This window comes from Vogesella sp. (assembly GCF_046297735.1).
In the GTDB taxonomy this organism is placed as follows: domain Bacteria; phylum Pseudomonadota; class Gammaproteobacteria; order Burkholderiales; family Chromobacteriaceae; genus Vogesella; species Vogesella urethralis.
In genome coordinates this window covers 257,286-273,364 of record NZ_JBKBHK010000001.1, presented here as the reverse complement: position 1 = coordinate 273,364, position 16,079 = coordinate 257,286, and the positions used below count along the sequence as shown (strand labels likewise).

Sequence of the window (16,079 nt, the reverse complement as noted above, 5' to 3'; positions counted from 1 at the left end):
TTTAGACTGTACTGACCTCCAAAAATGGGAGCAGCTCCTCAATTCTAGTCAGCAAAACGTCACTCCACGACTTCGGATTCAACCGTGGTTTTTGACTTCCAGTCTTCTCCCCTTCCTTGGGACGAGGCACTCGCGGGTGATTGATACGGTGTATCTCTATCGCAGCAAACAGTTCTTTCGCCCGCTTGAAGTGGTTGTCTTCTTTCCACTTGTTGTGCCGATCTGGCCAGCGGTTCTGGACTGCCGTCAGCACCAGTAATTCTTGGAACGTCTGATCATCAAGTCGAGAGAAATCATTAGTATGCAACAGGATGGTGCATTGGCCATTCATCTCGCCAGGCTTCAGTTCCATTTCCAGCAGGTAAAAAAACTGACCTTCACTGCCTGGCACTACCTCGACCCAGACCACCTGTCGTGGTCGCACATTACCGTCTGGATCGGTGATTTTGTGCCAAGTACGTCGTTTACCGACTTTCTCTGGGAAGAGCGCAATCGCCTCACCGCCTACCACCAAACCATCGCCAAGTTTGCGTGTCGCGATCATCCAGTACTCAGCCGCTGTCGCCACACGCAGATACCGCAGCATCTCCAGGAACAGAGTCAGCTCCCGGTCGACCTGTTCGACTCGGCTTTGAAACTCGCTGACCCCTTGCGTACCGAGAGTGTCCTCGGCGTGACTGCCATCTTCCATGGTAAAGGCATCGACAAGCACATCAATCGTACTGCCTGGCAGACTGGCTGGGCGATCGACTTTGGGGCGACGCTGTTTGAACTCCAGGTCATCAAATGCGCTGAACTGGTTAGTACGGTTGAGAACGACCAGACGGGGCAGGCGTTGATCTGCGGGCTGATCCTCAAGATCGTAATCGTCTTCCTCATCGTCATCAAGGAGAGGATTGTAATGGGGTGGCTTCCCACTTCCCGTTCCATCGGCCTGCCCTCGCCCATCAAACGGATCGTCGCTTTCCAGTTCAACGCCGGAGAACCCGAATGAATGCGAGCACCCCCGCAACTCCATGGCAAAGACAGCCCACTGGTCCTTGTCACCCGTATTGGTCAGTGGCATCCGCTTACCGGATACCGCGAGCAGAGTCGTGTCGGTAAACGGAAAGTTGGCTTTAATAGTGAGAGGCCGTTTACTGCTCTCACTCAACGGGGCGTTATTGGCCTGGATGGTGGCTAAGTGCTGATGCCCCCCCAGCAAGACAGCTTTGGCTGTCGGCGAGGCAACTGCACGTGCTAGCGTCGCCGCTTCTTTACGGTTGAGACGTTGCTTCACATGGAGGACGGGCGTTCCGTTTTCCATCCGGCTTTTGCCCCAATCCACGTAATTCTCAAGTCGCCCTTGCAAGGCGCCGGACAATAGGCGGGAAGACACTCCAATATAGAAACGCAACAACTCGGAAGAAGGGACAACCAACCACTTCGTCATTCGGTCGCCCAGAACAGGGACGATCGCGTATAAGGTGGACGCAAGCTGGGCGCGATTGTCTTTACCAAAGCATAGATAGCGTTCTGGTAAGACCGTCGGAACCAGCTGACCATTAAGGTCGACGGATTCATCAAGCATGACCAGCCGCACTTGGCTCACATCGACGCGGAAGGGAGTTTCAACCACCGGCGGTCCAGCAATGCGCTTACCATCCAGCCAAATTGTTCCGACTTTGTACTCTCGTAGAGAAGCGGAGTGCACACGAAACGCTAGAGTTTTGTCATTAAGTGACGATTTTTTGTATGGCTCGCCAAATCCGGCTGAGGTCAGGCCGGAAAAATAAACCATAGCACGTGCTCCAAGCCGGCCTCGTGCCTCGATAGGACCAACGCCATCCACACGCCAAATCCCCTCATACCGGGCTAAACGCTTGTCTGTAAACCGCGCCATTATCTAAAGTGATTTCCAAATAATGACAGATATTCTCACTATGAATTGTTGATTTGCAAATATTTCTAGAACTTACACCACCACTAGGTATACGGTGCGGTGCGACGACAATGATGCGGGACTCGACACCAATACGCTGTGCGAGATCCTTCAACACTCCCGACTTGCCGACGCCGCCGGCACCGCAGATCTCGAGGTACCTACCCTTCGCCAGCGCTGAGAATGCGGCGGCAACATGGCCGCTACGGTCGATCGCCACGCCGTGTACGCTGGTGCCGATGGTGTCCAGCGCGCTCACCGCCATCTCAGCGAGCTGCTCGCGCGCGACATGCAGGCGCCGGTCACCTGCGAGCCGATAGCTGCGGTCCCTGGTAAGTCGATCGCGCAGCTCGGCGGCATCTAGGTCCCCACCAGCAGCATCGACCTGTAGTGCGATTTGTTGTAGTGAATCCCACAGTTCGCCGGCTCGCCCCGCGTCCTGGGGTGCGAGTTGCAGTGCGCAGCGTTCGCGGGCCAACTGCGCGCAGATCGATCCGGGTTGCTCGAAATCGAACGCCAACACCTGGAAGTGTGAAAGCAATTGCCAGACGGCCTCGTCATCGTAGGTCGCACCGGCCGTGCGCATGTGCCCCCGGAAAGCAGCGACGAACTCGCGCATCGCCTGGTGTGCTGCACCGGGCTGGTTCAGTCGGCCGAAGAAGCCATCAGCGTCTTGGTACTCGCGCGCCCACTTCAACACATCCTGGATGTGCAGCTCGATCTTGGTAGACGTGCGCGCAATCGCCACCGCGAGCTCGTAACGCATCGTTTCGAACTCGACCTTGGCAGCAGCCCGGCAGGCCAGCGCAACCACATCCGCGAAGATCTTGTCGCTTGCAGAAAAGGCGATCGTGCGCTTCGCCTGCAGTTCCAGCGTGGCCGGGTGACCTTGGCGGTCGTGGCCGGTGATGATGACGTCGTCCATTGGATGGTCAAAGCCGGCCCGTTGGAACGCCACTCGCGTGACCACGACGCCCGGAAGTCCGCGGGCCTCACCGCCAGACAACAGCGGCAGCAGGTACTGCGCGCCTACATGGCCCTCTAGCAGAGCGCCGGAGGGGCCAGCGGCAGCCGGACTGGCAACAGAAGGGGCGCCATCAGCGCGGCGAGATATACTCGCACGCTTGGCCCCTATCGCTCCGGTCTTCTTGGTGGAGGCATTCTTGCTCTTGGGCACGGGCTTGGAAGGCTTGGTCTCGGGCATCGCCATGTTTGTCCGTCGCTATTGCATCGCACGCCGCCAGTGTCAGGTTCATTTGGCGCGCGACAGGTATTTCTAGAAATTGTCGCACCAAGGGCGCAACGAGGATAGTCGCGCAGTCCGGCAGAGTCGGTGTACCCACCAGCGCAATGTCTTGCCTTCCCAAGCTGGAAACGAAGATGCGGGATGAATTGACCTCAGCTCACAGACTCGACTTCCGTATGTCCGCTGTTTTGGCATTCGAATGTTGTTTATCGGGCGCCCCCTGTCACTCGGTCCACGTGACCGGGCTTTCCGTTGCTTAGCTCATGTAGTGACGGACAGCGTCGTACACAAACTTTGGCGCAATGATGTGACGTAGTGCTGCTGCGGCGCGATTACCTGTGGACTGCCCTGAGACGCAACGCATCATGAGGGATACCATGAAGTACATCATCGGCTATCCCTGCTTCATCAGCTCGGAAGAACGCAAGACAAAGGTTATCCGCTGAACCTTGAAAAGAGATAGTGAAACTGAAGGGCGTAAATAAAAAACCCGCCTGTGAGGAACACAAAGCGGGTTTATCTAAATCGAGGCGGGATTCGAACCCGCAACCGCCCCTTCGTTAGAGAGGTGCTCTGTCCAGTTGAGCTACACGGCTAAGTACTACTTTACGTAGAAATAATACCATAGTCAACTTTAAAGCGCGTATTGGCCCGTACATTCTAGGAGGGCATGTTCGGTATTCGGTGTGAGCCAGCTGCTTCCCATGAGTCTGTCGATAGGCAGCTTTGGCCGAACTTCAGACGGTCAAGCTGCCAGCAAAGATGGCCAACGCCAGCACTAGAGCCTAGAAGTGGCCGGGTGCTACCGGCACAGCAGGCCCGACTCACCGGAATCTGCAACTGCTTAAGCATGCCATCCTGGTACTGACTACTTGTTGGCAGGCCGACTTCCCACGCGGGTACCACGGGGTTGCCAAACCCGAATAGGCAAACAAAACCTTTCTTCCCATACATGTGATGCTGCCTGGCCTTGTAATTGCAATCCAGGTATTACAAGGGCCTTGCCGACGTGGTTGGCCAGCTTGGCCAGCGTTTTGCCGGGGTGAAGATCCTTGTCCTAGCGTCAAGCACTTACAGCTTCGATTACCGATTCACGCGAGGCTTTGCGCTTATCGTGAGAAATGGGCTTGTTCGAAATAGCGCAGCCTGAAAACTTTCTGTAATCCACAAAAACATTGTACGCAAGTATTTTATACTTTAGTATTAGAGAAATTACTGCCTACCCTTCGGTTTAATCGTTGGGTTCTTACTGCCTAGGGATCCTTTCGGATCCCTTTCGCTTTTCTGATCAGATAGTCTGCGATGCTCCCCAATATCAGTGCAAGAAGGGCCACCGGCTCATAGGCAGTGTCATAGACAATGATCAGGTTCTTGGTGACCCAGCTTTCCGCTAGTGCAGTCGAACACGAAATCCATCGGCAGGACCTGGTTAGCTGCCATTGGCCGAGCCAGCTGGTAACGGTTGGCCATAGGTACCTTCTTGCGTTTGCGCCTGCGGATTTGCAAGCCCGCCTCGGCATAGAGTCTGTCAACGCGCTTGTGATTGACCTGCATGCCAGCCTGCCTCAACTTCAGGTAAATCATACCCGCGCCATAACAACGGTGGTGCTGCGCCAGCGCGATGATCTTCGCCTTGAGGGCAACATTGCGGTCAATGGCGGGCTGGTAACGGAATGAACTGGGGCTGATGCCGGCCAGGCGCAGCGATCGACACTCGCTGCGCCCCTTGGTGACCAGGTGGTGCACCAGATCCCGCCATGACGGTGCGCTCAGCACTTTTTTCGGAGGGCTTCCTTGGTGATTTCGTTCTCGAGCAGCGTTTCGGCAAGGGGTTTCTCCAGCCGCGCATTCTCAGCTTCAAGCTCCTTGAGGCGCTTGGCTTCTGACTCATTCATCCCGCCAAACTTGCTGCACCAGGGGTAATAGCTGGCTTCCGAAAAGGCGTGCTTATGGCACAGTTCGGCGACGGGGATGCCGGTTTTGGCTTCAAACAGGAAGCCAATGATCTGTTCTTCGGTGAAGCGCTTCTTCACGTCCAACCCCTTGTCATGGTGGCTTGGACGCTAAAGTCTCGTACTACTCAGATGGGGTGGAGGTCGCGTCAAGCCCACGTCCAACAGCCTCCTCCCATGACTCTCCCCGCATAAGCCGAGCGCTAATTTGTTCCTGCAGACGGTCCGATTCTGGTTTTAGGAAAGCCCACCGATGACGCTCCATATCAAAGTCAGAAACAGAAATTGACTCCCTCACTTCCACATCCGTGACGTATCTCCGCGCTGCATCCCAAAACCTCTCTGCACTCTCCAGCTCATGGACAGGGATAATGGGCTGCCTATAAGTTTGAGCCAGATACTGCAACACGGCTAGACCGTATCCCCGTCGCACAAAATTTTTATCAATTATTATTTCATACAAATACAAGCAATCATTAAGGGGAGATAATGCATAGACAGCAATGCCAACACGTTCACCCTCGGAGCTGAATATGATTCCACTATAATCAGGGGCTGGTGACGTTAGAGTATGGTCATAGCGTAACCTTTTCTCTACCGTGATTTGTGGTGGGTTAAAAAATTCGGAGTGTAAGGGTTTGCGACGGAGCCACTTCGCCATCGCCAGTTTAATCAGTTGATACTTCATGTTTCATGCCTACGCTTAATCGAATGTATTGCTCTGAAAACGCGGCGAGCCTAGATTTTCTGACGGAAATATCATCTTTCGACGAGCTGCTAGACCGCCTTGGAATGTATGCCTCTATTACGTCACCAAGGTGGGCATGAAGCATCCCTGATTTATTCAATATCCATGACCCGTTAGCACGGCCATCACCCATATCAACAATCATTTGACATGAAACTTGACTCAAAAACAACTGAACAAGCCGGTCCCTAGTAGCAATATAAGGGAAAACTAGAGCATTTCCATAGCTTTTAGTCGGAAAGAGTGCAAGCGCAGGCAGTGCTAAATCATATGAAATATTCTGCAGCTTTGTCTGCTGCTCTTGCTGGCTTTTTGCTATCTTCATGTCACTTTTAATTTTCTTCAAATCCTTATTGGTAAACAATTCTGGGCGTTCTGCGGCCAAGAACATTAGGGCTGCAAAGTAATAGTGGAGTTGAAAGAAAGGAAGGTCTGAATTTTGCAAAAGGCCTGACAACCACTCCAGCTTGCTAGCCGCTGTTGCAGTCTGATGAAATAAGTAGACGATGGCAGCAAGATAACCTGACAGCAGTTGAACATTTGCTGCGATAGCCTTGCGTGTTGCCTCCATCGAAGCATCAAACTCAACTGCACCCTGTTTTGCCTCAGACCAGCCAAAGTTACGTTCGAGAAGCTCTGCATACTCGTGTAGTTTTTCAGAGGCTCCGGCATACTTTTGCCTCTGCTCAATCATCGCGATTACAGGATTAAGTTCGATTGGATGGGATCGTAGCAATTTGGCGATGTACTCACTATTCTCAGGTCGCCTATTCTCAACAAGGTCACTGAAAATGTTGTTATCCAGAATCAGCGAATGAAGAAAAATTCGATCGTCTACTGCCACCCCTGTCGACTGAATAAGTGGCTTGATATATAGAGCATCATCTTCCACCGGTCGTGTTTCTTGAGGAACACCATCCAGAACCCATTGCTCATCAATTAGTGATTTAATTAGCATGCCTTTTATTTCCTCCCTGTGTTGGCCATAAGCCCATGCTGGCAAGTTCAGCTAAATTGGCAATGCAGTAGCCATCCTTGATAAGAAATCTTTCGATGTACACATCAAGTGATACTTCATTGGTTTAGCAGGTCATATCCTTACCCGATCTAGACCAAGATGCAACAAGATTATCCTTCAGTCACTTTTCGATAAGTCCGAACCCAACCATAGCAACCCTATCAAAACTAAAAACATGTTCAGCTGGCGACTCCTCACAACGCCCGACCAGTCTATTTTGAAACTGGCGGCCACCTCTTCTCAATAGGATCCGAGCTGAACAAATTGGGCACTGAGCGCTGTAGCGAACCAAGCGTATCTCTCTTTTCGCGCCAGATGGGTCATCTGAAAGAGTCACCAATTCTAATTGTGCGTGATCTACCTCGTTGAATGCCGTGAATAACAGCGGAGCCATCGTAATGCGCCAGTTGACTAGCTGTACATAAGGCTCTAGCCATAGAAAGCCCATGATGCCGACACCGATAGCGGAGCCAACTACCTTAATAAAATCAGAAAAGCCATGTTGGTCGTAAACTATTGAGATAAAAGACAGCAGGAGGTAGCTACCGACGAAAATAAAGGTAATAACGCAATAGGTGAGAAAAAGCCATTTTCTCCAGCCATACAGTTTGTACCCTGACTTAAGAAACCAGCCAATCCACCAGGCTGGTTGAATCTGGGTGTCCATGATGTACTGAACCGTGATACCTGCTGTGGCTGTACCTGAATGACTGGGAACAGTTTGCTTTGGGATAACAGCGAAGTAGCAGAAAAAATACTTGGAGGTGTTGCCTGAGCCGCCCGGGCTTGCCTGCTTGGCCGGCAGGCAAAAGCCTGAGTAGCCATGCTGGGCAGCCCAGCTTCTTAAACCATCACCATGAATTTCATCGAAATCTTGCAAGACCTTCCAGGTCGGCGCCAGCCACCCCGATGCAGACTTGTCGCTAATCTCGTCCAAGCAAGCCCGGAGATTCTCTGCGTCATATGCAGTGGAGCTATGCCCCTCCCCAACACGCTGGATTTCATAGTCCAACCACGCCTGCAACACACGATACGGCTTCGTCGTCTTTCGCACATGCCGAAGGAAGCCCTGCAGGCATAGCAAGCCTGACAGATAGTCTTGCAGACTAGCCATGGCATCGTCGACTGCCTTTTTCTCTTGTTTTTCAATCGCTTCCATAACTGTCCAAAACAGTTTTATGACAAATTGAGACTATTCTAGCCGCATATCTGGCTCTAGCGTGACTTCTGTGTTCAACGCCAAGAGTAAACGCCATGACCAACGCTACCCAACCGATGATGACTTTCGCCCTCGCTGATGATGGGCGAGTGGTCCACGTAGATGATGTACCAACCGGCATGAACTGTGAGTGCACCTGCCCTGGTTGTCATAAGCGCCTGATTGCAAAGAATGCCGGACGCGAGAAAACCCACCACTTCGCCCACGAAGCAGGAACCGATGCGCAAGGGTGTGCTGAGACAGCTCTGCACCAAGCCGCCAAGCAAGTGGTGTTGGAGTTTCACCGCATCAAAGCACCCGCTGGGCAACTCTCTCTGCAACAAGATGCAGAGCTACATCTGACGAATGTGCTGCTCGAGCATCGACTGCAAGCTGTCAGTGGTGATGTAGTCGTCGACTGCTATGCCCAGTCCGCACATGGCGCTTTTGCCATTGAGATTGCCGTCCATCACAAGGTCGATGAGGTGAAAGCCGACAAACTGCAGGAGTTGTCTCTACCGACCTTGGAGATTGACCTCAGTGACATGGTTACCCTGCCGTGGAGCTGGACTGAGCTTGAAGGTGCCGTTCTGTTTGATCTTGAAAGAAGGAAGTGGATTGAAGTGGCGACCGAACCTTTATCATCCGCTGGTGAGCTGGATGCTCTGACACCCATTTCCAACCTGATGGATCAGTGCCCGGATGCGCAACGCTTTGCCGTCGGTAATGTATGGATCTGGTTCAGACGGTTGCCCCATGGTAATTATTCGGTTTTCCACCGCTTTGATGAGCCAACCCGGCGCATTGTGGAATCCATTTGCCGAGGCCGTGGACGCTGGGAACCACGCTACAAAAACTGGATTATTTTCGATCGGTTCAAAGACGTCGTGTTATCCGAGCTTATCAGTCGAACAGAGCCGCTTGACCAATGACGCCACGAGGTAAATTTAATTACTCTGATACAGATAAAGCCAGAAGCGACGTACTTCTGGCTTTTTTGCGGCAAACCTTGGAAATTTATTTCCAACGTCAGAAATGGCATGCCAATTTAAATAAATCATTAACCTAAAAGAAAAAATAGATTTTGACTTTCGTAAAATACCGAACTAGCTTCTTGTATATGTACCAAATGTTGTGAACTTTTGAAGAGGTGTCACATGAGAACGCCTGAGCAAGTTCGAGCTGAGTTTGATCGGTGCGGAATATCTATTCGTACTTGGGCAAGATTTCACGGCTACCCGGCAGCACTGGTCTACCAGGTTTTAAAAGGGAATAAGCCTTGCCGAATTGGCATGAGCCATGAAATTGCCGTCCGTCTAGGCTTGAAAGACGGTGTGGTCAGTGACCCCCAAGAGCTGACTAACACGCTGTCGGCAGAATTTTCAGAGAAAATTGAAGCCATGACTGGCTGACTATTTCCACCCAGCCATTTCATATTCATATAGGAGAGTGCCATGTAAAACCCGTGCGCGATGTTGAAAGTTGAAGAGCACGGAAAGGCAAAGCCCCCAAGTTCTGCGAAAACCTGAGGGCTTTATGAAGCTGACTAGATATGCACCCAGTCAGTTCCATTCTGGCTTTTCCGATAGGGACAGTCAAGGTCGATTTGCCCGAGACCGTCCCTGCTCATCCCTGTCAAGCTAATTCACGCTTTCAGTGAATTGGCCGCCGAAAGGAAAAGCCATGAAGCCCCATCCAGAATGGAGGGCCCCTACGGTCCGCCCCCGTCCAGAGCAGCCGAGCATTCAGCTCGACATGTACCACGCCCATCAGCTCTGGCATCCTCGAGATGCCACACACCACAGCCTCCTTGTCGTGGTCGACAGAACCACCAGGCTCATTCTGAGCACGTTCCTTGTAGCCAACGCTAAAAGCCAAGAGCTGCACAATGCACGGGAAGGTGAACAATCATGCTGATCCCTTCCGTCCGCAAGATTCACAACCACAACAGCCATAAAGTCATCGGCCTTTCCTTCAGCTACAAAATGAACGGTCAGATCCCTTGGGAAAGCACCCTGGAGAGAGACTGGCTGCTTCATCTGGAAGCCAACCCAGCCATTCGCGAAATATATGGGCAACCGCGGAAGTTTCACTATTGCCTTGATGGTGAGTGGCATCAGTACACCCCAGACTTTGAAGTGCACTGGAAGGACAAGAGCCGGCTGGTAACAATTTACGAAGTCAAGCCAGAAGAAAAAGCATTAGATGCTGCCTTCAAGGCGATGGCCAATGCCATTGGACTTCACCTTGCCACATTGGGCTACGAATACATCGTGGTGGATAGCAAGCTCATCCGTTCTGGCAACCAACTCGCCAATCTGAATTTCCTGAAACACTATGTGGATGTGTTTGTTACCCAACGGGATCGACAGCACATCGCGAATTTTCTATCCCAGGTCACGACCTGCCGATTGGCAGGGCTGGCCATCCGTTTTGGCAACAACGACCTCACCTTGGCAGGGCTGTACCGACTGCTTTGGGAAGGATGGCTGGACTACGACAAGCGAAAAAAAGTAAGCCCACTGCTCACGGTACGCCTGGCCGAAGGAGCACGCATATGACACATTTTTTACGCGCTGGGCTCTCGCTCACCCTTTATGGCCAGCCATTTCGTGTCCTCACTGCCCAGCCTGACCAGGGCGCAACCCTCCTGAATGAGCGAACCTCCAACGTCAAGCAGTTAAGCTGCGAAGACATCGAGACCTACGACCAACAAGGCGTCCTGAAAATTGCCGTGGACCAGGATGTCCTGTTCCGGGACGATGGGCTACCACCTATTCCCTCCGCTCTTCCAGAGCATCATCGACGAACACTACAGCGGCGACTACAGTATGTGCGTGCCGTGCTCGACAACACCCAATCTTTTTCACGGTCGTGGGAAGTGGCGCCGATTGCCTCGAAGATTGCCACCATGATCGGCGACGCCAAAGCACCAAGTACCACATCCATCTACCGATGGTGTCGTTCCTTCCTCAGTAGCGGAGAGGACGTGATGTCACTTGCGCCCCTAACAGCCAATTGCGGTCGCCATTACGGCCAGGTGGATGCCGAAGTGCTGGAGCTGTTCTACGAAACGGTTGATACCTTTTACCTGACCCGCGCGCGGCTCAGTAAACGCGACGCGCATGCCGAGCTGGTGGACCGCATCACGGAGGCAAATGCGGCACGATCTGCCGACGCCAAGTTACGAGCTGTCAGCTATGGCGGGTTTTGCAAGCTCATCAACCGTCTGCTGGACCCCTTCATTTTGAAGGCAAGACGCTTCGGTGAAAAATACGCGCGTCGCTACTTCAGAACGCGTCGTAACGGGCCGATTGCCATGTTCCCATTGGAGCGGGTGGAAATCGATCACACCCGGCTGGATGTCATCGTTGTCCACCCAATCACAAAACAACCGCTGAAAAGACCGACCTGCACTGTTGCAATCGACCGGAGAACCCGAATGGTGTGCGGCATCTACATTGATCTAGAGCCTCCCTCGAGTATTGCGGTGCTGATGTGCTTGCGTCAGGCCGTTACCAGTAAGCAAGCCATCCTGGATAGCTTGCCGAATGGCAGCAGTTTCACCTGGCCGGTAGAGGGGCAGTTCCGTCTGATCTGCATGGACAATGGCCCGGAATTTCATGGCCATGCTCACAAGCAGTTTTGTGCGGGCATGCACGCAGACATGCAGTACTGCCCTCCAGGGATGCCGTGGTACCGGGCACCTGGCGAGCGGTTCATCGGCACCCAGAATCGACGGCTGATCCACAAACTCCCCGGAACAACCTACTCGAACACCAGGGAACGTGGGGATTACCCTTCTGAAAAGCTCGCCCACCTGACGCTGCATGAGCTGCGCCAACTGGTCTATCGCTGGGTCGTGATGGAATACCACAACACTCGTCACAGCGAACTTGGCGAGACACCGTTGCAGTGCTGGACCCGTCTGGTTGAAGAACACCCTATTCCACCCTTACCCAGCAGCCTCACCCTCGAGGTCGAGACCGGGCTCACCTTTGAACGAACAATCAGTAATGGGCGCATCGGCACCAAAGGTTTGATCTACCACCACCCCTATCTCATACACCTGCAGGAGCGCTTGGCCGCCAAACAGAAAGTGATGCTGCGGATCGACCCTGAAGATGTCACGCAAGCGTACATCTACGACCCCATCAACAAGGGCCTGATCCGGCTGGAATGCCTGACTCAGGATCTTGAGCCAGGGACAAGTTGGCTCGATTTTCAACGTAAACGCAAAGGCAGAACCGTTCAATCCGATACCGTCGAGGGTCGCACACCTGATGCAGAAACACTGCGGCAAGAAAAGGCTAAGTTGCGGCGAGAAGTTCACCAACTCCACCAAGACGCCGAGCATGATCTTGCTCAGCAGAGTCGGAAGCGCACGAAGACGAAAAATCGTAACCAGACAGCCTCCTCCCAAGAACAACATCGCAGCACAGCATCAACCAGCCTATATCCAGCTGAAAGCTTGGGCGAGGACTGGTTTATTGATCTTTCACCTGATCCGGGAGCCACATCATGAAACATGATCCAAAACGCATTCATGAGCTGCTGAAAAAGGTCGCGACTATCCGAATTCGTTATCCCTTATTCAACGCTATCCTCGCCGACATGGATCGATGCCTGACCGAATCGCCAGATCTGCGTGAGCCGCTCTGCATGCTCATCACCGGTGATACAGGCGTAGGCAAAAGTACTCTGATCGACACTTTCCACGGTATGCATCCTCCGCACAGCACGGAAGAAGGGACCGAAATACCCGTTCTAGTTGCCTCGGTACCCCTTCCTGCCACCATCGGTGGGCTGTTCAGTTCAATGTTGTATGCCATGGGAGCTCCGTTCCCGGATCGAGGAAACATCGAATTCAAGCGCCGGCGCCTGATCGAACTCCTGAGACGATGCCATACACGGCTAGTGATCCTCGATGAATTCCAGCACCTGGTGGAAAGAGGAAAGCGGCAACGCATCGAAGCTGTTGCCGATGCTATCAAGAGCCTGATCAATCAGTCCGACATCCCTTTCCTCTTAGTCGGCATGCCAGCAGCACACTCGGTTTTGGAGTATAGCCCCCAACTCGCTGGGCGTTTTCCGCTACGCCCCAAGCTACCATCCTTTAACTGGCTCGAACGACCATCCGATTTCGAACGCCTGCTGGCCTGTTTCGAGCAGGCACTCCCCTTTGAAAAACCAAGTGGCTTCTGCGACGACACCCTGCCCGCTCGCTTCTACCTGGCAACAGGCGGCAACTTCCGGTCGTTTACGACGCTGATCCACGATGCATCGCGCACGGTCTTGATGAACGACGGTGTCCGGATTGAGCGGGAGCAACTCATTCAAAGCTACGACAAGCTACTGGCTGCAAACCGCCGCCTTCGGGCCAATCCATTCAAGGAAAAAAATACTGCCATTGAGCATTGGGTCGATCAGCTTCGGGAGGCCGGCCGTGACTGTTAGCAATCCAATCAACCCTTCGCGGCTTCCTCGCCTCTTGTTCCGTTTTCGACCCGATAAAGCGGAAAGCTTCGCAGGATATCTGCTACGTCTGGCTGATGCGAACTACATGCACCACGCGCACGAGCTTCTGGAATACCTGCAGCAAAAGCGGGAAAGACGAGATCAGGGTTCATTCATTCCCCAACTTGGCGTGTATTCACTTTACCCTATCTGCCTGGAAGTCGGGATATCCGCGGAAGAGTTTGCTTGGTGGTGCAAACCAATGGATACACTGAACAACAGGTATCGCAAGTTCCTGCACCATGGTTGTAAATGGCCTGTGCATCTACTGCGCAACCAATATCGAGCGTGGTGCCCCGCTTGCCTGAGAGAAAAGGCGCTACACCTTTCCGTTTGGGATTGGCATCTTACCACTTGCTGCCATAAGCATCAGGCGCTGCTCGTCGATCGTTGCCCTGCGTGCCAGCAGCGGGTGAAATGGCGCTACTCTCAATTGCGTTACTGTTCATGCGGCTTCCCGTTATATGAAGGAGCCTTCCCTATCGTTCCGGAGGGAAAAACGCTGGACATCGAAGCCCTGTCGCCCACGGAGCTGCAGCGTTTCATCACCCTTGCACTGCTGATGCACTCACCTAGTTCTAGTCAGCTGGACATATCGCTACTGGCAAAATCAAATGTTGCTCAGCTCCACCTTACCCTAACCGCAATCCCCCCCGAACAGCTACTGGACGCGACCCAATTCGAAAAGGCTGTGTGCAAGCAACTCGATGTGCGTCTCTTCCAACAGCCCACTTGGGGGCCGCGCTACGCGGCCTCGCCGCTATTAGGTGGACTGCAAATCGATGCCGTATTCGATGAAGAGCTCGTCACAATCGCTGATAGTTGGATGCAAGCCTTGCCCCTGGATGCCACTGCAGGTGCCCCGCGCTCGGTCACATCGCAAACATCACTGCCGATTGGGGCAGTCGCTATCACATTGAACGTCACGGCCCATGTGGTGCGCAGACTGATCAAGAAAGAGGTATTGATTGGTTTGGCGGATACGGCCTGCGCGGAGCAGCGCCGGCGACAGTCTCACATGGTTAGCGGTGAGAGCCTGGCACGTCTTCAGCAAGCGCTGTCGACAACGACTTGCCGCGATACGCAAGGGAAACTCGTCCGATTTGACCACTTCGGCATTGATTTTGCGACCCGGCTCAACCTTTTCAAGGATGTCCTCAATGGGAGCCTGGCCATTTGCACCTTTGATCCACGTATCGGATTACCTAGCGTCGAATTGATCATTCCGGAGAAGCACACAAATAATCCTAACCGTATGAATGTAGGCATGGTCGCAAAAGCGCTCGGGATTTATACCGATGCCGTTTATCGCGTTGCAAAAGCGGGCTTGCTTCGTTACGAACCTTATCGGAGGCGGCAGTTGCTCATCTCCATCGAGGATCTGCAAGCCTTCCATAGAGAGTACGTCTTTGTTCGGGAGCTGGCACAACAACTAGGCTGCAATGCCACCAATCTTGCCGATAAGCTCATGTCCGCGGGCGTTCAGCCAGTGCACGGTCCAGCAATCGATGGTGGGCTAGTTTATGTTTTTCGTCGAAGTGAACTCGATCACCTGGATCTCAATACAATCGCGGCCAGCAGTACTTACCACAGCCGCTGCGGCCGCGGTCACAAGCGCCCCGTGGTGAACAACGATATCTCCGATCTACTGACACACAAGGCTGCTTGCCAACTGCTCGGGATTACACCATCTCAGTTAGACAAGATTTGTCGATCAGGACTACTCTCACCATCATATACCGAAACCCATGGCTCACAAGTAACCTACTCTATTGAAGCAGTGGAAGCATACCGGATCCACTACCAAACAAATCCAAATCTTATAACCCGACATGAAGCGGAAGCAATCACAAATAGCAAAGGCATACGTTTTAGATTTGATGTCCTGCGGCAGGGCCTTGTCATTCAAGTTTTTAATGGGATTGAAATTCGCTACAAAAAAGACGAACTAGAGAAGGCAATTGATTTTTTACAGTCTACCATTGATACAAAAAAACTGGCATCAATTACAGGTGTGAGCTTGGCAAGGGTAAGGTGGGAAGCTAAGTATGGGTGCCTTATTGGCATGGCTGTTCATACAGGGTATGGAGTCAGACGATTTCTCTTTCCACTCACTGCCATTTCTGTGTTGCAGGAAGTTGCAGCCTCTCGAACACCATGGAAACGAAGAAAAGAGTCCGCCCACCAAGTCAACTCTCCAACTCACTGATCAGTAGCTTGCTTTTCATTTTTCAAGATTTCCTCTCCAACAATCCTCAAAAACTGATCCGCAGGTATGTTCAGCCCACGACTCAGCAGGTAAAGGGTCTCTAGCGATGGGGACCTCTTACCTCCTTCAAGTAGAGAGATATAGGTTCTATCCAAATCCGCCTCGAACGCCAACTTCTCTTGTGACAGCCCCGCCTCCTTCCGCATTCTTCTAAGTAGCGTCCCAAATAATTCATTAAGCATGTGCAACTCACTCTATCGGCGTTGTTCC

12 protein-coding genes and 1 pseudogene are annotated in these 16,079 nt (G+C 52.6%); 6 read left to right on the top strand and 7 right to left on the bottom strand.

Translation table 11 applies throughout. The features are described 5' to 3' along the window. Nucleotide 1 precedes the first annotated feature (1 nt). From ACK4FZ_RS01270 to ACK4FZ_RS01245, 6 genes and pseudogenes are all read right to left on the bottom strand, one after another. Nucleotides 2-1,780 carry a hypothetical protein gene (locus ACK4FZ_RS01270; protein WP_409817932.1) on the bottom strand — a complete coding sequence of 593 codons (1,779 nt, stop codon included), beginning with the start codon at nt 1,778-1,780 and terminating at the stop codon, nt 2-4. 64 nt (nt 1,781-1,844) lie between these two features. Next, nucleotides 1,845-2,846, bottom strand: coding sequence for a hypothetical protein (locus ACK4FZ_RS01265; RefSeq protein ID WP_409817931.1), 1,002 nt, complete (start codon nt 2,844-2,846; stop codon nt 1,845-1,847). Nucleotides 2,847-4,492: 1,646 nt separating this feature from the next. After that, nucleotides 4,493-5,200 (bottom strand): annotated as a pseudogene (locus tag ACK4FZ_RS01260) (transposase); the annotation flags it as partial. 43 nt (nt 5,201-5,243) lie between these two features. Further along, nucleotides 5,244-5,807, bottom strand: coding sequence for a GNAT family N-acetyltransferase (locus ACK4FZ_RS01255; RefSeq protein WP_409817930.1), 564 nt, complete (start codon nt 5,805-5,807; stop codon nt 5,244-5,246). Beyond that, nucleotides 5,788-6,825 carry a hypothetical protein gene (locus tag ACK4FZ_RS01250; protein ID WP_409817929.1) on the bottom strand — a complete coding sequence of 346 codons (1,038 nt, stop codon included), beginning with the start codon at nt 6,823-6,825 and terminating at the stop codon, nt 5,788-5,790. Before ACK4FZ_RS01250 ends, ACK4FZ_RS01255 begins: the two co-directional genes overlap by 20 nt. 181 nt (nt 6,826-7,006) lie before the next feature. Next, nucleotides 7,007-8,044: a hypothetical protein gene (locus ACK4FZ_RS01245; RefSeq protein WP_409817928.1), complete on the bottom strand. Its 1,038-nt coding sequence runs from the start codon at nt 8,042-8,044 to the stop codon at nt 7,007-7,009. 95 nt (nt 8,045-8,139) lie between these two features. On the opposite strand from ACK4FZ_RS01245, the gene ACK4FZ_RS01240 reads away from it, so the two are divergent. The 6 genes from ACK4FZ_RS01240 to ACK4FZ_RS01215 all read left to right on the top strand — a co-directional run bounded on the left by ACK4FZ_RS01240 (nt 8,140) and on the right by ACK4FZ_RS01215 (nt 15,809). After that, on the top strand, nt 8,140-9,015 hold the full coding sequence (locus tag ACK4FZ_RS01240; RefSeq protein WP_409817927.1) for a hypothetical protein: 876 nt from the start codon (nt 8,140-8,142) through the stop codon (nt 9,013-9,015). A 225-nt stretch (nt 9,016-9,240) separates the two neighbouring features. After that, nucleotides 9,241-9,495, top strand: coding sequence for a DNA-binding protein (locus tag ACK4FZ_RS01235; protein ID WP_017509815.1), 255 nt, complete (start codon nt 9,241-9,243; stop codon nt 9,493-9,495). 498 nt (nt 9,496-9,993) lie between these two features. Beyond that, a complete protein-coding gene (locus ACK4FZ_RS01230) occupies nt 9,994-10,644 on the top strand; it encodes a TnsA endonuclease N-terminal domain-containing protein (RefSeq protein ID WP_409817926.1) in 651 nt (216 codons plus the stop codon). Next, nucleotides 10,641-12,608: a Mu transposase C-terminal domain-containing protein gene (locus ACK4FZ_RS01225; RefSeq protein ID WP_409817925.1), complete on the top strand. Its 1,968-nt coding sequence runs from the start codon at nt 10,641-10,643 to the stop codon at nt 12,606-12,608. Before ACK4FZ_RS01230 ends, ACK4FZ_RS01225 begins: the two co-directional genes overlap by 4 nt. Beyond that, nucleotides 12,605-13,540 (top strand): TniB family NTP-binding protein, encoded by a 936-nt coding sequence (locus ACK4FZ_RS01220; protein ID WP_409817924.1) that lies wholly within the window; start codon nt 12,605-12,607, stop codon nt 13,538-13,540. Before ACK4FZ_RS01225 ends, ACK4FZ_RS01220 begins: the two co-directional genes overlap by 4 nt. Continuing rightward, nucleotides 13,530-15,809 carry a TniQ family protein gene (locus ACK4FZ_RS01215; protein WP_409817923.1) on the top strand — a complete coding sequence of 760 codons (2,280 nt, stop codon included), beginning with the start codon at nt 13,530-13,532 and terminating at the stop codon, nt 15,807-15,809. The genes ACK4FZ_RS01220 and ACK4FZ_RS01215 overlap by 11 nt, the downstream gene beginning before the upstream one ends. Here ACK4FZ_RS01215 and ACK4FZ_RS01210 read toward each other — a convergent pair. Continuing rightward, nucleotides 15,803-16,051, bottom strand: a complete 249-nt coding sequence (locus ACK4FZ_RS01210; RefSeq protein WP_409817922.1) for a helix-turn-helix domain-containing protein — start codon at nt 16,049-16,051, stop codon at nt 15,803-15,805. The two genes, ACK4FZ_RS01215 and ACK4FZ_RS01210, sit on opposite strands and share 7 nt — an antisense overlap. Nucleotides 16,052-16,079: the final 28 nt, after the last annotated feature.